Genomic DNA, 22,655 nt, shown 5'->3' with positions numbered 1-22,655 from the left:
AGGTCGGAGTATGATTATCTATTTTTCGGTTTGCTGATTAATCCTGAACGATGAATATGAAGAGAAGCATCCCGCAGGCTATGCTCTTTTTGATTTACATCAGGGCAGCGTAAAGAGACTAGCGCTTGTTTTTGGTCCTCTAATTGAGAACTCAGTGTTAGCGTATGCTGGAAGAGCAACTGGTGAGCGTCAGCCAACAGGGTAGTGCTATCGACCTTGACGGGGGCGGTCATATTCAACGCATTGGCGATTATATCGGTTTGCTTTTGAACGTTATGAAGTACTTCATTAATTCTTAGTGCATAGGTATAGCTAACCGTCTTTAACTGATATAACAAAGCAGCCAGCTGAGAAGCTGGATTTCTTGATAACCAAGCATCAGCAATAGGCCCAGACAAGCGAATACAGAGTAGTAGCTTATCGTTCAATAAGAAGCTTTCATGGCTCTGATGTATTGCATTCACTATGTTATCAGGGACTCCCCACTTAGCTGCCAGCCACGCGCCGACTAATGCATGATCACAGCCAAAATAGCGCTGCTCTGCGCGCACTAATTCTGCATGTGGGCTTTCAGCATAAGGAGGCTCTGTATGAAAAGCATCTTTAAGCAGGTCTGGGCGAGATAACCCTGCATGAGGTTCGGATAGAGGAGATTCAGCATACAGTGTCTTTGCCTCATCAGGGTAGACGGATTGAAGCGCCAGTATGCCAATATCTTGCAATAAGGCTGTGGTAAAGGCGCTTCCACTTTGTTCCGGACATTCCTGCTCAGCAAGATAACGTGCTATCAGAGCGGCGGTGATGGCACGTTGCCATGTTCGGTTATGGTAAGGCGCCTCTGTGGCATGCTGGAATAAACTAAACCCCAATATAACGGCAAGGGTTGCATCTAAACCTAGACGCTGTACTGCGTCCAAACAGGTCTGAGCGGATGAGGATGCTTGTGCGTAATACGCGCTATTTGCAAACGCAATCAAACGCAGCGTTAAAGCTGGGTCATGCTCAATTGCTTTGACATAATCATTTAAGGTCGATCTTGATGAACGAGCTACTTCAAGCACCCGAAGCGCAACAGAAGGTAGTGAAGGGAGATTTTTGCACTGTAAAAGCGATTGGTTCAAAAACGCCGGTAGCTCGTTAGTCAGTGTCATGTAGAGCGTATTGTCTGATGCTAAAGAGCCCGTCATGGATCTCCTCATATACTGTCAGCGTAGCGGGCGGCGTTTAGGTCGTTCTAATATCATATACTCCCTAGAGGCTAACGTCTTCTCAGCTTGTTAATGAAAAAAATTTTACGACTAATGATTAGGCTACCAATAGGTTTCTCTAGGCGAAAAAGTCGTCTTTTTGGCACTTTTTCTGGTTATTCTACGCGCTGACAGTTTAAATCATGCGTTGGCTGAGAAGGGAGCCTGAAGAGTGGTGACGTTTAGATTAGCGGTCTTTCCCGCTTGAAAATTCTAGGGTTACGACGCGACAATCCGCATACATAATCGTCATAGTTCAAGGCGCCCATGTCTTAAGGCGTTAGGGCTTGCCAGATTAAATTGATGCCCACCAAGAACATGGCAAAAATCACCAGCCGATAAAACAGTCTTTCATTAACACGATGTTGCAGCCAAAAGCCGTTGTGCACGCCGAGCCAAGCAACGGGCACCAGCAACAGGGAGACCCAGGCACTGGTGACGTTCACCTCGCCAAGCCATAGATAGGGACCTAGCTTGATCACGTTAACAATCGCAAACGAAATGGCGCAGGTGGCGATAAAGGTCTCTTTGGATAGTTTGCGTGGCAGCAGGTAAAGATTGAGCGGTGGGGCGCCAGCATGGGCAATGAAGCTTGTGAAGCCACATACACTGGCGGCAGGTAGCGCCCAACGTGTTGAGATAGGCTTTTGGGCTACCGGTTTAAATAGCATATAGGCGGCAAATACGAGAGAAATACCACCAAGTACCAAGCGAACCTCCTGCTCGCTTAAGCTGCCGAACAGCAGCGTGCCTACCGTAACGCCAGCCAATAGCCCCGGCACAAAGCGCCACACCTCCGCATTTGCTTGCTTTCCCCACCACGCTTTTACCGCAAATCCATCCATCACCAGCAGAAGCGGCAGCAGTAGTCCCGCGGCTTGGGTGGGACTAATAACCAGTGCCATAAGCGGCACCGACAGCGTGCCAAATCCCCCGGCAAACCCGCCTTTAGAGACACCGGTTAGGTAAACGGAAAACACAATCAACAGCCACGCGATGAGGGGGTAGTCAGGGAGCATGGCGATTCCTTGGAAACCAGTCGTCGAAGAGCGTAACGCGAAAAGCCTCGTGTGGGCAGGGTATATGCCAGGTCGCCAGGTAAGTGTTCAGCACGGCATCGTCACCCGCGATACTGCATTCGGATTTTTAATCATGATGAGCGGGGCGGAGTTAGCAAAAAAACGGCCTGCCATATCTTACGTACTCTCACCGACCTGAAGCGTGAAGCCTACATCGTGCTGGCGACGATAGACACTCTTTCCGCTTAGCCTGCGAATGAGTTCTTGGGCCGCCAGGCGGCCCATGGCTTCTCGTGGGGAGAGAATGGTAGTGAGTTTCGGCGTGATATGTTGGCCGAGCGGTAAACCATTGAAACCTGCAATAGCAATATCATCTGGCACGCTTAGCCCCTGACGCTGAGCAGCTAGCAAAGCCCCTGCAGCAAGGTCGTCATTGGCAAAATGGATAGCCTGTGTGGCGGGGTAGTCTTTTAAAACCTGGGCTAGACTTTCCGCGCCTGCCTGCAGGCTGCCCAAAGTGTTCAGTTCTAACAAGGGTGCCTCAAGCCCCTTCGCCTTCAGCATTTTTTTGTGCCCCAGGTAGCGCATCCCTGCGCGATAATCGTGAGAAAGTCGCGCGCCAACATACACAATTCGCTGGTAGCCTCTGTCGATAAGGTGGTTCGCCATACAGCGCCCGGCAGCCGTATGGTCGAGGCCTATGTTTAGGTCCATCCCTTTGCCTAGTTCCATCACTTCCATAATGGGATGGCCCCAGTTAGCCAATAGCGTTCGGCATGCATCGTTATGACGTAGCCCGGCGGTAACCAAGGCCGAGCACGACCAGCCTAAAAACGTACGCACCAGCTGATATTCACGGTCCAGGTCGTAATCGGTATTGCCGAGCAGTATCTGATACCCCTGTGCTTCTAGCGTTTCCTGCAGGCCTTTAATGATTTCTACAAATACGCTATTGATCAGTGAAGGCACGATAATGGCAATTAGCCGGGAACGGGAGGACGCTAAGCTTCCTGCTACCAAGTTAGGCACATAACCCAAGCGCTCCACACTTTGCAAAACGCTTTGGCGTGTACTGGTGCTCACCTTATCGGGGTGATTCAGTGCCCGCGACGCCGTAATCGGGGAGACCCCCGCTGCTTGGGCCACTTGGCTGAGTGTAACTTGCTCGGGACGACGACGTGACTTGGCATTAGTCGGGAGGTCTTTAGACATTAGTCACACGTCCTTGATGTTCAACTTGTCGATACGCAGAGAGTAATCTAGAAGTAATGGTAGCGCTATCATGACAGCGCTACCATTTGATGGTTAATTGATGATCAAACACCGCGACGATAACGAATAACAACAACTAAGTGAGGTATCACCAGGTGAGCAGCCAGAGTGAACAACTTCTTCATATTGGCGTTATCGGCCTTGGTGCTATGGGCATGGGAATAGCGCGCAGCCTTTCGCAAACAGGGCTTGATGTTGTTGGTTGCGATATTTCTGATGAAGCTCGCGCTTCTTTTGTCGCCTCTGGTGGGTGCAGTGTCGCAACGCCTGCAGAACTTTCTCACTGTGATGTTGTGCTGGTCGTGGTTGTGAACGGTAATCAGGTTGAGCAGGTGCTATTTGGAGATCAGGGCGTGGCTGCGCATCTAGCCCCTGATAGCCTGATTATCCAGTGTGCGACCATCGCACCTAGCCAGGCAAGAACGCTCAGTGAGCGCTTGGCAGCAGCAAATTTACTGATGTTGGATGCGCCGATTAGCGGGGGCGCTGCGAAAGCAAAAAGCGGTGAATTATCGGTGATGGCTTCCGGGGCGCCTGAGGCGTTTACTAAAGCCCAACCAGTGCTTGATACCATGGCGGCCAATGTCTATCGCCTAGGCGATGCCCCTGGCGTCGGGTCAAGTATGAAGCTGGTAAATCAATTGCTTGCAGGCGTACATATCGCGACGGCTGCTGAAGCTATGGCACTGGGTATCCGGATGGGGCTGGATCCCGAGGTCATTTTTGAGGTGATTACCCACTCAGCGGGCAACTCATGGATGTTTGAGAACCGTGTGCCGCATATTCTGAGTGGCGACTACACGCCGCTTTCGGCGGTGGATATCTTTATTAAAGACCTCAATATCGTGCATCAGACCGGGCGCGAGCTTTCGATGGCAACGCCGGTTGCCGCCAGCGCGCTGCAGCAGTTTACCTCGGCCAGTGGGGCAGGCTTTGGTCGAGAGGATGATTCCGCCGTTATCAAAGTCTACCAGCGGCTATCAGGTATTACGTTGCCTGAAGCGGCTAACGATGCTCAGGGAACCTAAGCATGGGCATTATGCAGGGTATCGCCGAACTGGGTCGCTTGCAGCCTGCGGCAAGTGATACACAGCATGAGGGCGTGCTGGTCTTCGCTCTTGAACATTTAGAGCAAAACGTCTCCGTACTGATCTATACCTCTTCAGACTCAAAGAGAGTGAAAGCCGGTCAAGTCATGAACTCCAGCGGCAATGTCAGTGTGTGTTTGGAGGATGGCAATTGCTTGATAACGTCTACGCACGCCTGCCTGGCCCGAGTAGGCCCATTGCGGATTTCCCATCTGAATGACAACGACCGCCACCTGCTTAGCGGCAATAAGCCCACTAAGGTGCTGTTCATGCATAGATACGACCAAACTTTTCTTGCAATTACACGGCGAAAACCCGCGAGGATTAACGCCTGAACAAATCGTGGAACCTAAGGCGCAATTTCCCTGGGATTAGTCCGCATTGCGACAAAAAAGAGGTACCGATACGTCATGATTCGATTAGCCGCCAACCTTAGCATGCTGTTTAACGAGCACGACTTTATGGACCGTTTTTCGGCGGCTGCAAATGCAGGGTTTAAAGGGGTTGAATACCTGTTTCCCTACGCCTATAGCGCTAAGGAACTGCGTCAGGCGCTTGAAGAAACACAGTTGGAGCAAGTGCTGTTTAATCTGCCGCCGGGTGATTGGGAGTCAGGTGAAAGAGGGCTTGCCAGCTTGCCTGGGCACGAAGCTGAGTTTCGTGATTCGGTCGTTGAGGCGTTACGTTATGCCGAGATGCTGAATTGCCCCCGCGTTCACGCCATGGCCGGGTTACTACCTGAGGATGCCGATGACACGACCCAAGCTGATCATCAGGCTACCTACCTGCGTAACCTGCGTTATGCCACTAATGAGGCCGCCAAACTGGGCAAGGAGATATTAATCGAGCCTATCAATACCCGTGATATGCCCAATTACTTCTTGTCGAGACAGGTACAAGCCATGGCGGTATTGAAAGAGCTGGGAGCGAACAATCTGAAGCTACAGTTTGATCTTTACCATTGCCAGATTATGGAAGGGGATCTCATTCGCCATCTTGAGCGGCAGTTTAGTGCTATCGGTCATGTTCAAGTGGCGGGAGTGCCTGAACGGCATGAGCCTGATGTTGGCGAGGTCAATTATCCGGCGCTGTTTGCCAAGCTCGAAACGCTGGGCTATAGCGGTTGGGTTGGCTGCGAATATAGACCAGCCGGCGATACGCGCCAAGGTCTAAGCTGGGGGCGAAATTATGGTCTGTGCCCCTGAATTTGTAACGAAGAGCGGGTAATGGATAGCGAGTAACGGGTAGCGAGAAAATAGTCTCAAGCGCTAACAACCTACAATAAAGCGAGGACACCTTAATCATGCATATCTTAATAACAGGCGCCGCCGGTTTTCTGGGTCAGCGTCTTTTACATCGACTGATTAGCCGTAAAGAGTTGTGCGGTCAGCCGATCACGCATTTAACCTTGGTCGATCAAACCCAGGCCGCCGTACCCGACGCGCCTGATATAACGATCCACAACGATGCCGTGGATATTACTGCTCCGAATGCGCTCGACGGTGTGCTTGATCGAAAGCCCGATGTCATCTTCCACTTGGCAGCGGTGGTCAGCTCCGCGGCTGAAGCTGATCTGGATCTAGGGATGGCGGTCAATTTTGATGCCACTCGCGCCCTGCTGGAAGGTTGCCGTACCCGTCGTTTGAATAAGACTCGCCTGGTCATGGCAAGCTCTGTGGCGGCTTACGGCGGGGATCTGCCCGATGTGTTGGATGACATGACGGCTTTGCAGCCGCAAACGTCCTACGGCACACAAAAAGCGATGTGCGAGTTCTTAATCAACGACTACAGCCGAAGAGGCCTGATTGACGGCAGGGTACTGCGTTTGCCGACCATTGTGATTCGCCCGGGGCGGCCCAACGCCGCGGCTTCCAGCTTTGCGTCCAGCATTCTACGCGAACCCTTAAACGGAGAAGAGGCCATTTGCCCCGTGCCGTTGGATCAGGCGCTATTTGTGATGTCGCCGGATAAGGTGATTGAAGCGCTGGTACATGGCGCTGAAGTGCAGGAAGAGGCGCTGGGTAAATTCCGCGCGTTCATCCTACCGGGTATCACCACCCATGTTGCTGAGATGCTGGAGGCGTTGCGTGAGGTGGCAGGCGCTGAAGCCGTAGCACGTGTACGCCATGAACCCGATGCGCGCATTGAACCTTTGGTGGCTAGCTGGCCTGCTCGCTTTGAAACCGCTAAAGCGAACCAGCTGGGTTTTGTCGGGGACCGGGACTTCAAGCAGATTATCGATGCCTATGTGGCAGAGCATCGCTAATGAATCTTCGCCTGCCTGGCGGGCGAGCAATAAGGGGCTACTACCCCAGTCGTTCTTACTAATAAATACAATCAGGAGTATCACCATGACCACTCGTTTCGCTCGGCGTACGCTTGCGACCGCCATCGGCACTGCTACCACTCTGGCCCTGGCGGGCCTGGCATTTCAGGCCCAGGCCGCGACAGAAGTCAGCGTGGGCTACGCCATCTCCAGCAACTCTCACTACGGCGCTGGTTCCAAGGCCTTTAAAGAGACCCTCGAACGCCTCTCTGACGGTGCCTTTACCGTGACGGATCACCCCAGTGGCTCGCTGGGTGGAGAGCGGGCCATGATCGAAGGACTGCAGATCGGCACCGTCGATGTGGTGATCACCTCCACCGGGCCGCTGGGTAACTTTGTTCCGGAGACCTATGTCCTCGATCTGCCATTCTTGTTTACCAGCTATGAGCAGGCCCGCTGTGTGCTTGATGGTGAGATCGGCCAGGAGCTGCTCGATAAGATGGACGACCACGACCTGGTTGGCCTGTCCTGGTCGGAAAACGGTTTTCGCCATATCACCAATAGCCAAAAAGCCATTGAAAAGCCCGAGGATGTTCGTGGTCTGAAAATCCGCACCATGGAGAACCGTATCCACCAGCAGGCCTTTGAAGGGTTAGGGGCAAGCCCGACGCCCATGGCCATGCCGGAGCTGTTTACCGCCCTTCAGCAGGGTACGGTGGACGGCCAGGAAAACCCCATTGCGGTGATTGTGGCCGCGAACCTCTACGAGGTTCAGGACCAACTATCGCTGACCGGTCACGTCTATTCACCGGCTATTCTGCTCGGCTCGCCGGTTCTGATTGATGGACTGAGCGAGGAGGAGCGCGCCTGGTTTGATGAAGCTGCCCAAGCCGCTACCGAAGCTACTCGTGCTGAGGTGTCACGCTTGGAAGAGGAGGGGGTAGCATTCCTGCAAGAGCAAGGTATGACGGTCACCGATAACATTGATCCTGCACCGTTCCAGGAGGCGGTAGAGGCCATTCACGCTAGTTTTATCGAGCAGTATGGCGATGAGATGCTAGAGCGCATTCGCAATAGCAGCTGCTGAGCCCATCCCGTGGCGCCTCTGGGCGCCACCTTCCTATTACCTGGCGGATGAGGTGACTCATGGTGTCCTGGTTTCTGCGTGTCGAACATGTATTGACTCGGTTGGCACTCACGATCGCTATTCTGATGTTGATCGTTTCAGTGTCGCTGGGGTTCTATCAAGTGCTCACGCGATTTCTCTTCAATGCGCCCTCAACCTGGTCGGAGACGCTGTCACGGGCGACGATGATCTGGTGTGTGTTTATGGCGGCGGCTGCCACGTTCCGCGGCGGCTTCATGATGGCCGTGGAGGTGATCTACAAGCTCGTGCCCAAGCCCACGCTGCTGGCGCTTGAGTGGTTTATCGGACTGTGTTGCCTTCTGGTGCTCTCTGTATTGGTGTACTACGGCATTCAAATGACCCAGCGGGTCAGCAACCAGACGCTGTCAGCCCTGGAGGTCTCGATGGCCTGGGCATACGCGGCCATTCCGGCAGGCAGCGCCTTTGCGATGCTGGCTGTCATGGCGCGGCTGTTGGCCCAAAGCTGCGGCCTTGAGGCCCTGGGGCCGATGCACGATGAGGCAGCGGAACCGGAGGTGGTAGCCATGCCCGATACGCCATCCTCAGGAAGCTCATCCGAGGTTCCCGTTACTACTCATAAAGAGTCTCGCTTATGAACCTCGCCATTGGTCTTTCGCTATTGATTTTGTTCGCCACCGGCGTGCCGATCGCGATCTCCATTTTGCTGGCATCGATCATCGGTATTGAGTTTTTCTCACGTTTTCCTTTGGTGATGGTGCCCCAGCAATTGTTTGTAGGGCTGGATAACTTCCCGCTGATGGCGATTCCTTTTTTTATCCTGGCAGGAAACCTGATGGCGGCCGGTGGCATCTCCAACCGACTGGTTGATCTGGCCAAGTCGATTGTGGGCGGCGTCCAGGGGGGGCTGGCGATGACCTGCGTCCTTACCTGCATGATGTTCGCGGCGGTGTCAGGCTCCAGCGTGGCGACCACCTTTGCTATTGGCGCGATCCTGATTCCGGCAATGGTCAAGCACGGTTACCCCAAGCCCCTGGCAGCGTCCATTCAGGCCTCCTCAGCAGAGCTTGGGGTGCTGATTCCTCCCTCCATCCCGCTGATTCTATTTGGGGTGAGCACCGATACCTCGATTGGCCAGCTATTCATTGCGGGCATTGGCCCCGGGTTTTTGATTGGCTTCGCCTTACTGATTTTTCTGTACGTCTTTTGCAAGTTGCGTGGTTTCGGCCTTCAGGACAGCCAGGACCGCACGTGTTTCACGACAGCCTTCCAGCGCGCCTGGGCGGCGATGTTAATGCCAGTGGTGGTCATCGGCGGCATCTATGGCGGTATTTTTACGCCCACCGAGGCCTCGGCGGTGGCGGTGTTTTATGCCCTGGTCGTCGGCGCTTGCTACCGTGAACTTAAGCTTGCCGACCTGATGCCTGTGCTGCGCCAAAGTGTTATCTCAACTGCTGCTGTGATGCTGATTATCTCGGCCGCAGCGTTGTTCAGCTTCTTAATTAGCCGCTCTGGTCTCCCGGCCAACGTCGCCGCTTGGGTAACGGCTGTATTTGAAAGCCCCTGGGCTTTCTTGCTGGCGGTCAATGCGCTGCTTCTTGTGGTGGGGATGTTTATTGAGACTGGTGCCGCCATCCTGGTACTGGCCCCGATTCTTACCCCGATTGCCATACAGTTTGGGGTTCATCCGGTGCATTTTGGGCTGATCATGGTGGTCAATCTGGCCCTGGGAATGATTACCCCGCCGCTGGGCGTGAACCTGTTTGCCGCATGTGCGGTGGCGAAGATTTCCATTGATCAGATGCTGCCCTGGCTAATGCGGTTTGTGCTGGTGGTGCTGGTGTGTCTGCTGGCGATTACCTATATGCCCTGGATCTCCATGGGCCTGGTTAACCTGCTGTATGGATAAGGAGTATGTTGATGATTGATTTGCCCGAATTTCCACCCCAAGCGGCGTTGATAGGCAATGCCTGGGTCGATACCGACGCGACGCTACCGGTAGAGGCACCCGCTCGTGGAGAGGTCGTCACGCACATTGCCCGCTGTACAACCGAGCACGTTGATGATGCCGTCATCATGGCGCGGCGCGCCTTTGCCGGTGAGCTGGGGGAGTGGGCTCAGTGGAGTGCAAGGCAGCGCAGCGCTTGGCTATTTGGTTTTGCCGATGCCATCGAGGCCAACCATGAGCATCTATCGGCTTTAGAGTGCCTGGACACGGGTAAACCCTTAACCCAGGCGCGTGCGGATATTAAAGCCTGCGCACATTACTTTCGCTTTTACGGCGGAGGCGCCGATAAATTACATGGTGAAACCCTGCCCTATGAAGAGGGCTACACCGTCATGACGCTACGTGAGCCGTATGGTGTCTGCGCCCAGATCATTCCTTGGAATTACCCGGCCCAGATTTTTGGCCGCTGCGTGGCAGCCGCCCTGGCTGCTGGCAATACCATAGTGCTCAAGCCTGCCGAAGATGCCTGTTTGAGTGTCTTGAGTTTGGCAAAGCTGGCGGTATCTAGCGGCTTGCCGACGGGGGTGCTCAATGTGGTACCGGGGCTTGGGCATGAGGCTGGCGCTGCCCTGGCCGCGCACCCGGGTATTGACCATCTCTCTTTCACCGGCTCGCCCGTAACCGGCACCCGGGTAACACAGGCCGCGGCGGAGCATCACGTGCCTGTCACGTTAGAGTTGGGTGGCAAGTCACCGCAGATTGTCTTTGCAGATGCTGACCTGGATGCGGCTTTCGAAGCAGTGGTGCGTGGAATTGTCCAGAATGCAGGTCAGACCTGCTCGGCGGGCAGCCGGCTGTTGATACAGCGCGATATATCGCAAGCGTTTACTGACCGGCTAATAGAACGCTTCTCGGCGCTGCAGTGTGCATCGGGCGAGGAGGACGCTGACTGCGGTCCACTGATCAATGCCCGCCAAAAATCGCAGCTTGATAAACGGCTTGCCACGGCCGAAGCGGACGGTATTCGAGTCGCGGCGAAAGGGAAGTTAGCTAAAAATGCCTCACCGGCCGGGCATTTCATCGTCCCGCATCTGCTTACAGACATTCCCGATGACCATGAGGTGCTGCGTGAGGAGCTGTTTGGCCCTGTGCTGGCCGTACAGATATTTGACGATGAAGCACAGGCACTGCGCCTGGCGAATGCGACCGATTTCGGGCTGTGTGCCGGTGTTTGGACGCGCGACGGTGGCCGTCAATTGCGCTTGGCAAGAGGCATTCGCAGCGGCCAGGTATTTGTGAATAACTATGGCGCGGGCGGCGGCATTGAGCTGCCTTTCGGCGGTGTCGGGCGCTCGGGCTTCGGGCGGGAAAAGGGCTTCGAGGGGCTGCGCAGCTATACACGGATAAAAACAGTCGCCATTCGCCATGGCTAGAACAAAATCATAACTACATTAGGCTAGGAGCTTATTCATGAATCAATCCGTTCGTACAGAGCATCGCATCGGCATGGTGGGCGTAGGCTTAATGGGCCACGGCATCGCCAAGAATATTCTCAGCGCGGGTTATTCCTTAGCCTTTCTTGACCACTCTGGAAATCAACCTGTGGATGATCTACTGGCGGCGGGAGCCGTGCCGTGTTCGAGCGCCCGGGAAGTGGCCGAAAAAGCCGATGTGGTATTGCTGTGTGTAACGGGGTCGCCCCAGGTGGAGGCCGTGCTTTTTGAGCCTGATGGTGTGCTGGAGGGGCTGGCTCAGGGCACTATCGTGGTGGATTGCTCTACCTCGTTGCCAAGCTCCACGGCTAAGGTCGCCGCCAGGGTAGAAGAAGCGGGTGGCCACTTGGTCGACGCGGCGATGACACGCACCCCCAAAGAAGCAGAAGAGGGGCGATTAAACCTTATTGTCGGCGCAGATGAGACGCTGTTCGAAGCGTTGCGCCCGCTACTCGAAAGCTTCGCTGAGGTTATTACCCACGCGGGAGCCGTAGGGTCAGGGCACACCCTTAAGCTGCTGCATAACTATGTATCGTTGGGCTTTTCAGCCGTATTGGCCGAGGCGACCGCAGCTTCCCGGCGAGCGGGTATCGATGATCACGCTTTTCTGGAAGTTTTAAGCAAGGGCGGTGGGGGCGGCGTAGTTTTGGAGCGGCTACGCCCCTTTATTGAATCAGGCGATGCTTCGGGGTTTCGCTTTAGCGTGGCCAACGCCCATAAAGACCTTGGCTACTATCACACCATGACCGATGAGCTTAACACAACGCGAGGCGTGGCCGGCGCTGTGGCGGCTCTGTATGCAAGTGTGGAAGATCAGACTATGGCGGTACCGGAGCTAATTCGCCTGCTTGAGACGCGCACTGAATCCTGACCATGGTGATGAATTAAGGATAGTCGTTGATACGGGGAATCATCGATAAGGGCAAAGCTCAATGAGCTTTGCCCTTATGTTTTAAGTGCGCTTACTGAATAGCTCAATCCCTTGGAAACCGGGCTTCCAGCTCGGCAACCTGTTCAGGCGTAAGCGCGCGCGGGTTTTCGCCGCGCAGCAGCAAAAATAGCTTCGCCGTTTCCTCCAGCTCTTCGGTGGCATACACCGCCGCTTCGAGGTTTTTACCGGCAACGACCGGGCCGTGGTTGGCAAGCAGCACGGCGCTGTGCTTGCCTGCCAGGCCGCGTACCGCTTCGCCTAGCTGTTGGTCGCCCGGGATATGGTAAGGAACCAGGGGAAGTTTGCCCACGCGCATGGCGTAATAGGCGGTGAGGGGCGGAATGCAGTCGCAGGGGTTGATGCCCGGCAGGCAGGAAACCGCGACCGAATGCGTGGAGTGAAGATGAACGATAGCGCCTGACTGCGGCCGCTCGTCGTACATGGCCATATGCAGAAACTGCTCTTTGGTGGGTTTATCACCGCTAATCAGTTGGCCTTGGGTGTCTAGGTGTGAGATGCGTGCAGGATCCAAGCGTCCAAGGCAAGCATTGGTTGGGGTCATCAGCCAGCCACCGTCATCCAGGCGCACGCTGATATTGCCGCTGGAACCCATGGTCAGACCACGATCAAACAATGATTTGCCCAGCGTGCTGATCTGTTCGCGCAGGCGGTTTTGGTCGTGAGTACTCATGCCAATACCTCAAACGCTCGGGTAAAGAAATCCACACTGCCAAAGTTGCCTGACTTAAGCGCCAGTGAAAGCGGCGCCTCGCGGTTGGCCAGTGTCGCTTGTGTCCAGGGCACGCCGGGGTCAATTTGCTCGCCGATACGTAGCGCTGAAATACCCAGAGCAGACACCACCGCGCCAGAGGTTTCGCCACCGGCGACTACCAGGCGGCCTACACCTTCATTAACCAGAGTAACGGCAAGCTGGCTTAACGCTTCTTCGACTAGAAGGCCAGCTCTATCGACGCCCAACTCAGCCTGAGCGGCCTTGACCTTTTCAGGATCGGCAGAGGCATAGATCAAGACAGGTGCATTTTTTTCAAGGCGCTCGAAGGAGAAGGCCAATGCTTGTTCCCACTGTTTATCGCCTTCAGCAAGCGCTACAGGGTCAAGGGCAAAGCCAGCGCCAGGATGGCGTTCCAGGAAATCTGCTACCTGTGCAAGTGTTGCTCGCGAACAGCTGCCTGAAACCACCAATGTGCTGCCAGAGGCTGGCTGTAAGCGTCCCGGTTCCGCGATCTCGGCAAGCCAGCCTTGTTTGCGGTACTGGGCAGGCAGGGCCTGGCCAAGTCCAGAGCCGCCGGTTACCAAGGGCATTTCCACCGTTGCCTCTGCCAATACGTCCAAGTCGCTGTCATCGACGGTATCGCAGATTACATGGCGTACGTTTTTAGCTGCCAAGGCGTCAAGGTGTTGGCGAGTGGCCTCGGCTCCCTTGGCTAGCGTGGTACGGCTGGCCAAGCCAACGGTGTGGGAGGTCTGGCGTGAGAGTACGCGTACCAGATCCGCATCGGTCATGGGCGTCAGCGGGTGATGCTGCATACCACTATCGTTAAGCAGGCGGTCGCCAACGAACAGGTGCCCTTGATATACCGTACGGCCATTAATCGGAAACGCGGGTACCATTACAGTTTGCGTGACGCCTAGTCGATCAAGTAGCGCATCGGCAACCGGGCCGATGTTGCCCTTATCGGTTGAATCAAAGGTCGAGCAGTATTTAAAAAATATCTGCCGGGCACCCTGTTCACGTAGCCACTCAAGAGCTGCCAGCGAATCGGCAGTGGCCTCTTCAACCGGGCAGGAGCGTGACTTAAGCGCCACAATCACGGCATCCACATTGCTTAAGTCGAGCGGGGTGTTGGGTACGCCGATTACCTGCACACAGCGCATGCCGCCGCGTACCAGGTTATTGGCAAGGTCAGTGGCACCGGTGAAATCGTCGGCGATAGCGCCCAGTACGATGGTCATAGCATTCTCCAGGATACGGCCTTCAGGTAGCAGCGGTTTTGCGGCGTGCGCGCTTGATCAGCGGCGTAATCAGCGTGACGGCCAGCAGAAGGAAAGCAATGCTCAGCAGCGTGGCGCTGATAGGACGCTCAAGAAAGATGCTGAAGTCGCCTTGTGACATGGATAACGTACGGCGAAGCTCGCTTTCTGCAATGGGACCCAATACCAATCCCAAGATGATGGATACCAGGGGAAAGTTGATTTTCTCAAGCAGATAACCCAGTACGCCAAAACCCATCATCAACCATACATCAAACATAGAGTTGCGTACCGAATAGGTACCCACGATGCAGCACATGATAATGATGGGGCCGAGTGCGGAATAAGGTACGTTCAACAACTTGGTAAACAACACGATGAAAGGCTTTGAGAAAAGCAGAATCATGAAGTTGACGATGAATAGTCCGGCAAAGACGGCGTAGATCAAGTCACTGCTGGTCAGCATGAACATTGGCCCGGGCTGCAGGCCGTGCATGATAAACGCGCCCAGAATAACGGCCGTAGTGCCGCTGCCAGGTATACCTAGCGCAAAAAGCGGTACTAGCGCGCCCATGGCCGCTGCGTTATTGGCAGACTCTGGTGCGGCGATGCCTTCTGGCGCGCCCTTGCCGAATTTCTCAGGATGCTTGGACCAGCGGACCGTTTCGCTGTAGCTCACCATGGCTGCGGTGCTGGCGCCGATACCCGGCAGGATGCCGATGATGACCCCTATAATGGAAGAGCGTGACAGGGTCATGCCGATCTGGCGCAGAATGGGAAGGTCGAAAATCTTTACCTTCACCTTTTTCAAGGGCTGATGGCTCTCGTGGTCCAGCGTACGTTTCATGACTTCTGAAACGGCAAACAGGCCGACAATAACCGGAATCAAGCCCACGCCTTCTGCCAGGTTGAGATTGCCAAAGGTAAAGCGGCTGGTGCCGGTGAGCGGGTCAATACCGATGGTCGCAATGAATAAACCTAAAGCAGCACCAATCAAGCCAAATATGAGGCGACCGCCCAGGGATGCGACCACGGTTAAACCGAGTACCGCCAAGGCAAAGTACTCAGGAGATGAAAACTTCAAAGCCATCTTGGCCAGCATGGGCGTGAATATAATCAGCGCGACGGTACCCACAAGCCCGCCGATAGCCGAGCTTAAAACACCGATGCCCAAGGCTTTTCCTGCCTCGCCACGCTGCGTCATGGGGTAGCCGTCAAATGCCGTCATTACCGCTTCAGGCGTGCCGGGGGCCCGGTACAAAATGGCCGTGATAAGGCCTGAAAAGACCGTGGCGCCATAGATGGCGGTCAGCACCATAAAAGCCGTGGTCGGCTCCATGCCATAAGTAACGGGCAGCAGAATAACCACCAGAATAACGCCGCTAATGCCGGGTAGTGCGCCGCCGATAAAGCCGATAAAGACAGCAGAGATTAAGAGCAGCAGGTTGAGTGGCTGCATCACCACGGCTAACCCGCCCAAAAAATGTTCTAGCATGGTTGACTCCCTAGAAGGTTGGGTCTGTTATGGGTCAGCCTTACGGCATGGGGATACCTAGCAGAGAAACGAAAACGCCCTGCATCAGTACGGCAGCAATGACTAACGTAATCGCAATGGTCATCCACGAACGGGCGCCCAGCATCAGCGTGCCGATAAACGTAAATATCAGGCTGGCGATTAAAAAACCGACGCTTTGCATCAATAGCGTGTAGGCGATGGCAGTCGCTATAAACCACCAGTGACGGGTGCGGTTAAGGGAGAAACGTGCCGAAGGTATTTCCGTTTCAACGGGGGTATCCGGGGTGGCTTGGGGCTCGGTGATCAGTACCTGTTTGCGGTCACGCCACGTGATAGCGATCAGTACAATGCCCAGCGTAAACAGAATGATCAGCAGTGTCAGTGGCCAAACGCGAGGGCCGATAAACGTGGATACTTGCGCAGAGCTTGGGAATTGCAGTGTGGGGTATAGACTCACCACCGCAAGTGACACGACCCCCAGCGCAAAAAGAGTGATCCTGGCGTGCATGGTAAACCCTGAAGGGGATAGTGGAAGACCGGCCCCGCAAGGCCGATCTCTCAAATGGATACAGGAGGGGACATGCCCCTCCACCAACCAGCAGCTGCTGGTTTAGTCGTTTTGCAGCAAGCGTGAGTAAAGCTCGTAGTTGTTCTCAAGACGTTGACGGTACTCGTCGCTACCCATCCAGCCTTCGCGGTAGTCAAGGTTCACACGCTCAGCGTAGCTCTGATAATCTTCAGAGTCGTACACCTCTTTGAAGGCTTTTTCCAAACGTTGCAGGATCGGCGCAGGCGTATCGGCGTGTACAAAGATGGCCCGGTCGTTGCCGTCGGTCAGATCCCAGTTGTTTTCAACCGTGGTCGGCACATCTGGATAGTCTTCAAGACGCTCATCGCTGAAGACCAGAATCGGCATCATCTGGCCTGCTTCGATGTAGCTCAGCAGCGGACTTAGCGAGGTGGTAGTCGCATCAATGTTACCGCCTAGCACGTTGGCAGTGGCGTTGCCGGTGCTGTCGTAAGGGATAAAGTTCATGTCCAGGCCTGACGCATCACGCAGCGACAGGAAAGTCACATGGTCAGGGCTTGCTGTATGCGTGCCCCCAACGGTGACTTTGCCGGGGTTTTCCTCAGCATATTTCACGAAGGATTCAAAATCAGGAAAACGCTCAGGGTTCACAAAAAGCGCCATCACGTCAGACTGCATACGTGCAACCGGCGTTAATTGATCCAGACCCACGGGATTTTGGCCCGCCGCAAGTGAGGTCACAAGCGTGGTGGAGGCAAAGTCCAGCGTATGGCCGTCAGCCGCGCTTGTCGCGGTACGCTGGTGAGCCAACGCACCAGAGGCCGCCGGCAGGTTAACCACCGTAATACGAGCGCCACCCATTGCTTCTTCAAACATCGGGCGAACGACCCGCGCGAAGTTATCAGTACCACCACCGGCACCTGCCGCCACCAGGAACTGAATCGGTTTGCTGGGGAAGTTATCTGCATCACTGGCGCTTGCGCCGGTGGTAGCACCAAGCATTGCAAGACCTAGAGCGGCATATTTAATAGTATGTTTAGTAACCATAATTTTCTCCATGGTGATTATTGTTGCTTTTAGGGCCCATCAATATAGGAAGCAAAGTACCTTAAAAGCGCTGTGCCATTAGTTATTGGCTACCTGCTGCGTAAAACAGATCATCCTGTTTAAGACGGAGGTCATGTAGCCGAGAGGATGGTAGCGTGACATCGGCAAGGGTAATCGGTTGATTAGGCGCGATATCTCGGATAACTTCGGCCCCTGGCAAAAGGTAAAACGGTACTTTTGCGCCTGCTGAAAGAGCGGCGGCGGGATGGATTTCCGGACGCAGCCCTTCGATGTGCCGATGATGACCTTTCATCTCAAGCCGTTGCCCTGCTTTGATCGCTTGGGTGGCGCGTGCGGTCAAGTCGAATTTGGGGGTGGTGGCATGGCCCCCGCCGGACGTTAAACCTTTCAGCACGGTATCTAGCAGCGAGATAGGCGCTTCCAGACCCAGTAAATGACGCGGTAGATATACCATGGCGCTATTGCCACTGCGGCTTAATACATGGCCTTTATCACGCAGCAATGTCCATACATGCGGGTCTTCGCAGCGCACCACTACAAACACGCCACCGGCAAAGCTCAGTTCGTCTGGACGGCGCAGGCAGTTAAAAACCTCAAGACGCTCGTTACCTTCCAGTACGCCGCCTTCAGCCTGGGTATCCAGAAGCGTTGGGACTTCTATGGTTCTAAGCACCATGGCATGGAATTCGGGCAGGTCTGGCTGCAGGCCTGTGGCGTTGGCAACGTTCACCATTTCACATAAGTCAGGCACTGAAATCTGCGGAATGGCGGATAGAACCTCGCCACGGGCTTTTACCGTTGCGCGCGCATCGTTATCGTCAAGCTTCCAGAGCGCGGCCATTTCAGAGGCATCGTATTGGGTGCCGTTACAGGTCACGGTGCCTTGTGCTTCATCCCAGATAAAGTCGTATTCGCTGCTTTTTCCTGCCGAAACAACCTCAAACCCCAGCGTTCTTGCCCAGGTAATCAGACCGATAAGAAGGCTTGGCTGATCGCCATCAAGCGGGGTGAACAAACGCCCCTGATTTTCGGCTAGACGCGTCAGATAAGGGCCCACTACCGATTCGGTTTCTTTGGTGGCGATACCCACATGCTTGCCCGCCAATAAGGCAGCTTCAGAATAACGGGCGCCTACATCGGGAATACCCGTAGACTCGACGAGAATGTCAAAGGGGAGTGCTTTTACCGTATCGAATGAGGCCGTAGCAATATAAAAGCCATTTTGCCAGGCAGCCTCAGCACCGCTTGAGGAATGGCATACCATTATTTGGGTGTCGGGAATACCCGCATGACGCAAGGCTTCAGCTGCCTTTTCAGCATTGATGTCGATCGCAATACGAGCCGACAATCCTGACATTTGGCGTGCCTGGCGCAGCACGCCACGGCCAAAATCACCAGCGCCCGCGATACAGGCTTCAACTACCTTGGTTGAATCAAAGTGTTGTAAGTAATTCATAGATAAAGGGTATTCCCTGTTTGGGTCAAAGTGCTTGCAGGGTGACCGCTAACACATTAATGCTTCTTTGCCACGGCGGCATAGTATACAGATGCTGGAAATGTTGTGGTATACCATTTTACGGGTCAATAAAATCAGTATAATACTTTGGTATTATTGTTAGAGTATATTTTATTAAGTACATGAATATACTGATTTAAAGAATACTTTGTTGCTATGTCTTCCTGTTTGAAAGGATATTTTTGGTATGCCATTCTTTGTAACTGCTAACTAACGTGAATAAACCTATGCAAGAAGTTGCTCAACCCGGCCATGCTGGACTTGTTGAAAAAGTCGCGAATTATTTACGTGAACACATCGTGATGGATCATTTTCAGCCGGGGCAACGGCTGCCCGAACGTACATTGGCTGTTGAGCTACAGGTTTCACGCACGCCACTGCGCGAGGCGCTCAAGATTCTGGCCACCGAAGGGCTGGTGGTGATTTCGCCTAACCGAGGTGCGGTGGTGGCAGAGGTCAGCGCGGCTGATATGAAAGAAAAAGCGTATGTTTTGAGCGTGCTTGAACAGGCGGCAGCCGAACTCACCTGCGTTATTGCCAGTGATGAGGATATTGATGAGTTACAAGCGCTACATTATGAAATGAAAGCAGCGTTTCTAAGGCGTGACCGACAAAACTACTTTCGTTTGAATCAGGATATCCACAACCGGATTGTGGCTCTGTCAGGTAATACGACGCTTATTGACATGCATGCCACACTTAGTCGGCAGCTATATCGGGTGCGCTATCTTTCTAATCAGAAAAATGAGAAATGGGCAACTGCCATGGAAGAGCACGAGGCCATTCTAGAGGCGCTGGAAGCGCGTGATGGCGTACGCGTTGGGCGCGAGTTGCGCAACCATTTAGGCAAAACCTGGATAAAATACGCCAACGGCGAGCAGGTAACCGGCTAGCTATTTAAATATCAGGAAAAGGCGTATAAAAAGAGCGGATCAGCAAACCACGTTTTTATGGGTAAGCTAACCATCTCATTGCACGGTGATGCTCTACTGAATATGCCCCTCCTGTTACCATCGGCGCTTCATCAAACGTCAACCCACCTAAAGTATCCGTTTGTGGTGCCGATATTACTCGCGCTCTATCAACTACCGTGACGATGGGTAAGGTATCGCATGAGTGGTACTTATGATGATCCAGTAAGTGCTGCTGAAAGGCATACTTTTAGCCTTGGCTCACGTATATGAACAGTTGATTTGCTTTCCCCCCTTCGCTCAGATAAGTCCGACGAAAAGTTGAGCCTGCTCAACATGGCGACGCCTCCCCTGGAACGCCATGACAACCCCTTTGGGCTGGCTTGAGACAATTGCTTATCCTTGTTGCATCCCGGAGCTTAAAAATGCAGTTTAGACATTTCTCTATCAGCAAACAGATTGGGCTGGGCTTCCTGGTCGCTGTCCTGTTTTTGGTCCTTAGCAGTCTGTTGAGTTCGTTCAGCCTTCGAAACGTCAATCAAACCATGCAATCCCTATATGAAGATCGCGTGGTTCCATTACGAGGGCTCAAGGTTATTTCCGATGCTTACGCGGTCAATGTGATTGATGCTGTTAATAAAGCCAATGAAGGATTAATTACCGCTGAGGAGGCATTGCACGCAGTACATAACGCACGTGAAGTCATTGATCACGAGTGGGCGTCTTACATGGCGACGTCGCTTACTCCTGAAGAAGCAAGTATAGCTTCTGAGGCGCAAAAGCGATTTGGCCCTGCCAACAGCGCTTTAAGCGCGTTGGAGAACACGCTACAAACCTACTCCGGTATGATCGGCGGTCAGTTGAATGCGTACAACGGACAGCTCTATTCATCTATTGACCCTATTAGCAGCATCATCAGCGAACTTATTGACTTGCAGCTTATTGAGGCCAAGCAGGGTATGGAGCGTAGTGATGCTCAGTATCGTACGTCCATGATGGAAACGATTGGACTAGGAGCGGCAGCTATACTGATATCAATATGGGTCGCTATTGTTATTACACGAGGTATTACCCGTCCATTGGGCCAAGCGGTCAACCAGGCGCAAGCCGTAGCGGAAGGTGATCTGTCTGGCAGTATCGAGTCACTCTCAGATAACGAGATTGGCCAGCTGCTGATGGCTCAGAAAACCATGGTCAATAGCTTGGCCAGGGTCGTTTCAGAAGTGCGTAGCAATGCAGAGAATGTGGCAACGGCCAGTGTTCAAATAGCGCTGGGCAATAATGATTTGAGCCAGCGAACTGAAGTGCAAGCTTCGGCACTTGAAGAAACGTCAGCTTCTATAGAGCAGATGGGATCAAGCGCTACGCAAAATGCGGACAATGCGCATACCGCTAGTCAATTGGCCATCAGCGCCAGTCACGTGGCGAAGCAGGGCGGTGATGTGGTTGAAAAGGTGGTACATACCATGCGAGATATCAACGACAGCAGCCGACAGATCAATGATATTGTTGGTGTTATTGATAGTATTGCGTTCCAGACCAATATTCTGGCGCTGAACGCTTCAGTTGAGGCGGCCCGGGCGGGCGAACAAGGCCGTGGTTTTGCGGTTGTGGCCAGTGAAGTGCGCAATTTGGCTCAGCGTAGCGCCGGAGCTGCAAAGGAAATCAAGGAGTTGATCGGCGCCAGCGTTGAGCGTGTCGAGAAAGGATCAGTGTTGGTTGACCAGGCAGGCACTACCATGCAGGAGATCGTCACGTCGATTCAGCGAGTCAGTGATATCGTCAGTGAAATCAGCGATGCAAGCAACGAACAAAGTACCGCAGTTAGTCAAGTAAGTGAGGCGGTCAATCAGATCGACCAGACGACTCAGCAAAACGCCGCTCTAGTTGAGGAGTCTGCCGCTGCTGCTGCTAGCCTCAAGAGTCAGGCGCAGCTGCTGGTTACCGCCGTCGAGCGATTTAAGCTGGCTAACCATCATAGTCTCAACTCACGTACCGAGCAGACATACTTGCCGAACACCTCGCATCATTAACAAGCGTTGAGTTCAACGGCCGGTTCCACGTATACGTTAGTCGTTTAGCGTAGGTTCCGGCCGTGTGATTAGCCATATTGCCACGCCTATCAATAGTGCGATAAGACTCCACCGTAACCAGCTATTACTCAGATGCAGCAGAATAAATAGCGCGCTTGCGCTAATCATGCTTACGGCAACAAATTTGGCGCGCCGTGAGATCGCTCGCTCGCACTCCCAGTTCTTGATCAGTGGCCCGACATAGCGTCGCGAGCGGATCCAGGACTCAAAGCGCGGCGATCCTTTTGAAGCGCAATAAACGGCCCCCAGCATAAACTCGGTGGTGGGTAGTAACGGAAGAAATATGCCCAGCACGCCTATGCCAAAGCTCAGCGCTGCCATGCCCACCCATAAAGCACGCGTTAGCGTCATTGGCTGGTTTTGAAGACCCTGCTCAGGCGGCACGTTGACGGACGTTTTCTCTTTCATTAATAGAGCTTCTCATGAGCGGCCACCAATGGCTATAACAGAGCAAGACGATAGTTTTAATGAGTATTATTGCCCTAAGCAAAGACGCTTGGCTTGGAAGCGTCTCCAGCATACTACCCAATCTAAGAATAATGATGCTGGGAAAAGTGCGGTTAAATCGTTTTAAGACGCTAGGGTGAGAAAAGGTACTGCAGCATTACACGTTGGCGTTCTTCGCCAGATAGGGCAGAGCACAACATTTGACAGGAAGAGC

21 protein-coding genes are annotated in these 22,655 nt (G+C 53.7%); 11 read left to right on the top strand and 10 right to left on the bottom strand.

Going from position 1 to position 22,655, the window contains the following annotated elements; all coding sequences use genetic code 11:
- Positions 1–14: 14 nt before the first annotated feature.
- The 3 genes from ELY38_RS06450 to ELY38_RS06440 form a co-directional block, all read right to left on the bottom strand.
- The gene (locus ELY38_RS06450; protein WP_127060681.1) at positions 15–1,187 is read right to left on the bottom strand and encodes an HDOD domain-containing protein; all 1,173 of its coding nucleotides are present in this window, start codon (positions 1,185–1,187) and stop codon (positions 15–17) included.
- 332 nt (positions 1,188–1,519) lie between these two features.
- The gene (locus ELY38_RS06445; protein ID WP_127060680.1) at positions 1,520–2,266 is read right to left on the bottom strand and encodes a sulfite exporter TauE/SafE family protein; all 747 of its coding nucleotides are present in this window, start codon (positions 2,264–2,266) and stop codon (positions 1,520–1,522) included.
- 177 nt (positions 2,267–2,443) lie between these two features.
- Complete coding sequence (locus tag ELY38_RS06440) at positions 2,444–3,478, bottom strand: LacI family DNA-binding transcriptional regulator (RefSeq protein ID WP_127060679.1); 1,035 nt, start codon at positions 3,476–3,478, stop codon at positions 2,444–2,446.
- A 155-nt stretch (positions 3,479–3,633) separates the two neighbouring features.
- Here ELY38_RS06440 and ltnD point away from each other — a divergent pair, with 155 nt between their 5' ends.
- The 9 genes from ltnD to ELY38_RS06395 all read left to right on the top strand — a co-directional run bounded on the left by ltnD (position 3,634) and on the right by ELY38_RS06395 (position 12,309).
- A complete protein-coding gene (gene ltnD / locus ELY38_RS06435) occupies positions 3,634–4,566 on the top strand; it encodes an L-threonate dehydrogenase (protein WP_127060678.1) in 933 nt (310 codons plus the stop codon).
- Positions 4,567–4,568: 2 nt separating this feature from the next.
- Positions 4,569–4,961, top strand: a complete 393-nt coding sequence (locus ELY38_RS06430) for a class II aldolase/adducin head domain-containing protein (RefSeq protein WP_127060677.1) — start codon at positions 4,569–4,571, stop codon at positions 4,959–4,961.
- A gap of 75 nt (positions 4,962–5,036) precedes the next feature.
- The gene (otnI, locus tag ELY38_RS06425; RefSeq protein ID WP_127060676.1) at positions 5,037–5,831 is read left to right on the top strand and encodes a 2-oxo-tetronate isomerase; all 795 of its coding nucleotides are present in this window, start codon (positions 5,037–5,039) and stop codon (positions 5,829–5,831) included.
- Between the two features lie 98 nt (positions 5,832–5,929).
- Positions 5,930–6,892: a D-erythronate dehydrogenase gene (gene denD, locus ELY38_RS06420; protein WP_127060675.1), complete on the top strand. Its 963-nt coding sequence runs from the start codon at positions 5,930–5,932 to the stop codon at positions 6,890–6,892.
- A gap of 85 nt (positions 6,893–6,977) precedes the next feature.
- Complete coding sequence (locus tag ELY38_RS06415; RefSeq protein ID WP_185858921.1) at positions 6,978–7,979, top strand: TRAP transporter substrate-binding protein; 1,002 nt, start codon at positions 6,978–6,980, stop codon at positions 7,977–7,979.
- Between the two features lie 59 nt (positions 7,980–8,038).
- Entirely contained in the window at positions 8,039–8,635 is a 597-nt protein-coding gene (locus ELY38_RS06410; protein WP_246009078.1) for a TRAP transporter small permease, read from the top strand.
- Entirely contained in the window at positions 8,632–9,906 is a 1,275-nt protein-coding gene (locus tag ELY38_RS06405; protein ID WP_127060674.1) for a TRAP transporter large permease, read from the top strand. The genes ELY38_RS06410 and ELY38_RS06405 overlap by 4 nt, the downstream gene beginning before the upstream one ends.
- Before the next feature lie 11 nt (positions 9,907–9,917).
- Entirely contained in the window at positions 9,918–11,378 is a 1,461-nt protein-coding gene (locus ELY38_RS06400; RefSeq protein WP_185858920.1) for an aldehyde dehydrogenase family protein, read from the top strand.
- A 37-nt stretch (positions 11,379–11,415) separates the two neighbouring features.
- Positions 11,416–12,309 (top strand): NAD(P)-dependent oxidoreductase, encoded by an 894-nt coding sequence (locus ELY38_RS06395; protein WP_127060673.1) that lies wholly within the window; start codon positions 11,416–11,418, stop codon positions 12,307–12,309.
- Positions 12,310–12,412: 103 nt separating this feature from the next.
- Here the strand turns inward: ELY38_RS06395 and otnC are convergent, their stop codons facing one another.
- From otnC to ELY38_RS06365, 6 genes are all read right to left on the bottom strand, one after another.
- Positions 12,413–13,060 carry a 3-oxo-tetronate 4-phosphate decarboxylase gene (gene otnC, locus ELY38_RS06390; protein WP_126952172.1) on the bottom strand — a complete coding sequence of 216 codons (648 nt, stop codon included), beginning with the start codon at positions 13,058–13,060 and terminating at the stop codon, positions 12,413–12,415.
- Positions 13,057–14,343 carry a 3-oxo-tetronate kinase gene (gene otnK, locus ELY38_RS06385; protein ID WP_127060672.1) on the bottom strand — a complete coding sequence of 429 codons (1,287 nt, stop codon included), beginning with the start codon at positions 14,341–14,343 and terminating at the stop codon, positions 13,057–13,059. The genes otnC and otnK overlap by 4 nt, the downstream gene beginning before the upstream one ends.
- A 22-nt stretch (positions 14,344–14,365) precedes the next feature.
- Entirely contained in the window at positions 14,366–15,856 is a 1,491-nt protein-coding gene (locus tag ELY38_RS06380) for a tripartite tricarboxylate transporter permease (protein WP_127060671.1), read from the bottom strand.
- Between the two features lie 40 nt (positions 15,857–15,896).
- Positions 15,897–16,385 (bottom strand): tripartite tricarboxylate transporter TctB family protein, encoded by a 489-nt coding sequence (locus ELY38_RS06375; RefSeq protein ID WP_127060670.1) that lies wholly within the window; start codon positions 16,383–16,385, stop codon positions 15,897–15,899.
- A gap of 102 nt (positions 16,386–16,487) precedes the next feature.
- The gene (locus ELY38_RS06370) at positions 16,488–17,453 is read right to left on the bottom strand and encodes a Bug family tripartite tricarboxylate transporter substrate binding protein (protein WP_127060669.1); all 966 of its coding nucleotides are present in this window, start codon (positions 17,451–17,453) and stop codon (positions 16,488–16,490) included.
- A gap of 82 nt (positions 17,454–17,535) precedes the next feature.
- On the bottom strand, positions 17,536–18,930 hold the full coding sequence (locus ELY38_RS06365; protein ID WP_127060668.1) for a flagellar biosynthesis protein FlgA: 1,395 nt from the start codon (positions 18,928–18,930) through the stop codon (positions 17,536–17,538).
- A 287-nt stretch (positions 18,931–19,217) separates the two neighbouring features.
- On the opposite strand from ELY38_RS06365, the gene ELY38_RS06360 reads away from it, so the two are divergent.
- Both ELY38_RS06360 and ELY38_RS19515 read left to right on the top strand, forming a co-directional pair.
- Complete coding sequence (locus ELY38_RS06360) at positions 19,218–19,883, top strand: GntR family transcriptional regulator (RefSeq protein ID WP_127060667.1); 666 nt, start codon at positions 19,218–19,220, stop codon at positions 19,881–19,883.
- A gap of 443 nt (positions 19,884–20,326) precedes the next feature.
- Positions 20,327–21,934, top strand: coding sequence for a methyl-accepting chemotaxis protein (locus tag ELY38_RS19515; RefSeq protein ID WP_127060666.1), 1,608 nt, complete (start codon positions 20,327–20,329; stop codon positions 21,932–21,934).
- Between the two features lie 36 nt (positions 21,935–21,970).
- Here the strand turns inward: ELY38_RS19515 and ELY38_RS06350 are convergent, their stop codons facing one another.
- Positions 21,971–22,402: a YbaN family protein gene (locus ELY38_RS06350; RefSeq protein ID WP_127060665.1), complete on the bottom strand. Its 432-nt coding sequence runs from the start codon at positions 22,400–22,402 to the stop codon at positions 21,971–21,973.
- Positions 22,403–22,655 lie beyond the last annotated feature (253 nt).

The sequence above is a fragment of the Vreelandella nanhaiensis genome (genome assembly GCF_003990185.1).
GTDB lineage: Bacteria > Pseudomonadota > Gammaproteobacteria > Pseudomonadales > Halomonadaceae > Vreelandella > Vreelandella nanhaiensis.
This window is presented reverse-complemented; position numbering and strand designations above follow the sequence as displayed.

Bases quoted from the DNA above. Each gene is read 5' to 3' on its own strand.
- ELY38_RS06450 (WP_127060681.1), bottom strand. From the start codon at position 1,187: ATGACGGGCTCTTTAGCATCAGACAATACGCTCTACATGACACTGACT.
- ELY38_RS06445 (WP_127060680.1), bottom strand. From the start codon at position 2,266: ATGCTCCCTGACTACCCCCTCATCGCGTGGCTGTTGATTGTGTTTTCC.
- ELY38_RS06440 (WP_127060679.1), bottom strand. From the start codon at position 3,478: ATGTCTAAAGACCTCCCGACTAATGCCAAGTCACGTCGTCGTCCCGAG.
- ELY38_RS06430 (WP_127060677.1), top strand. From the start codon at position 4,569: ATGGGCATTATGCAGGGTATCGCCGAACTGGGTCGCTTGCAGCCTGCG.
- otnI (WP_127060676.1), top strand. From the start codon at position 5,037: ATGATTCGATTAGCCGCCAACCTTAGCATGCTGTTTAACGAGCACGAC.
- denD (WP_127060675.1), top strand. From the start codon at position 5,930: ATGCATATCTTAATAACAGGCGCCGCCGGTTTTCTGGGTCAGCGTCTT.
- ELY38_RS06415 (WP_185858921.1), top strand. From the start codon at position 6,978: ATGACCACTCGTTTCGCTCGGCGTACGCTTGCGACCGCCATCGGCACT.
- ELY38_RS06410 (WP_246009078.1), top strand. From the start codon at position 8,039: ATGGTGTCCTGGTTTCTGCGTGTCGAACATGTATTGACTCGGTTGGCA.
- ELY38_RS06405 (WP_127060674.1), top strand. From the start codon at position 8,632: ATGAACCTCGCCATTGGTCTTTCGCTATTGATTTTGTTCGCCACCGGC.
- ELY38_RS06400 (WP_185858920.1), top strand. From the start codon at position 9,918: ATGATTGATTTGCCCGAATTTCCACCCCAAGCGGCGTTGATAGGCAAT.
- ELY38_RS06395 (WP_127060673.1), top strand. From the start codon at position 11,416: ATGAATCAATCCGTTCGTACAGAGCATCGCATCGGCATGGTGGGCGTA.
- otnC (WP_126952172.1), bottom strand. From the start codon at position 13,060: ATGAGTACTCACGACCAAAACCGCCTGCGCGAACAGATCAGCACGCTG.
- otnK (WP_127060672.1), bottom strand. From the start codon at position 14,343: ATGACCATCGTACTGGGCGCTATCGCCGACGATTTCACCGGTGCCACT.
- ELY38_RS06380 (WP_127060671.1), bottom strand. From the start codon at position 15,856: ATGCTAGAACATTTTTTGGGCGGGTTAGCCGTGGTGATGCAGCCACTC.
- ELY38_RS06375 (WP_127060670.1), bottom strand. From the start codon at position 16,385: ATGCACGCCAGGATCACTCTTTTTGCGCTGGGGGTCGTGTCACTTGCG.
- ELY38_RS06370 (WP_127060669.1), bottom strand. From the start codon at position 17,453: ATGGTTACTAAACATACTATTAAATATGCCGCTCTAGGTCTTGCAATG.
- ELY38_RS06365 (WP_127060668.1), bottom strand. From the start codon at position 18,930: ATGAATTACTTACAACACTTTGATTCAACCAAGGTAGTTGAAGCCTGT.
- ELY38_RS06360 (WP_127060667.1), top strand. From the start codon at position 19,218: ATGCAAGAAGTTGCTCAACCCGGCCATGCTGGACTTGTTGAAAAAGTC.
- ELY38_RS19515 (WP_127060666.1), top strand. From the start codon at position 20,327: ATGCAGTTTAGACATTTCTCTATCAGCAAACAGATTGGGCTGGGCTTC.
- ELY38_RS06350 (WP_127060665.1), bottom strand. From the start codon at position 22,402: ATGAAAGAGAAAACGTCCGTCAACGTGCCGCCTGAGCAGGGTCTTCAA.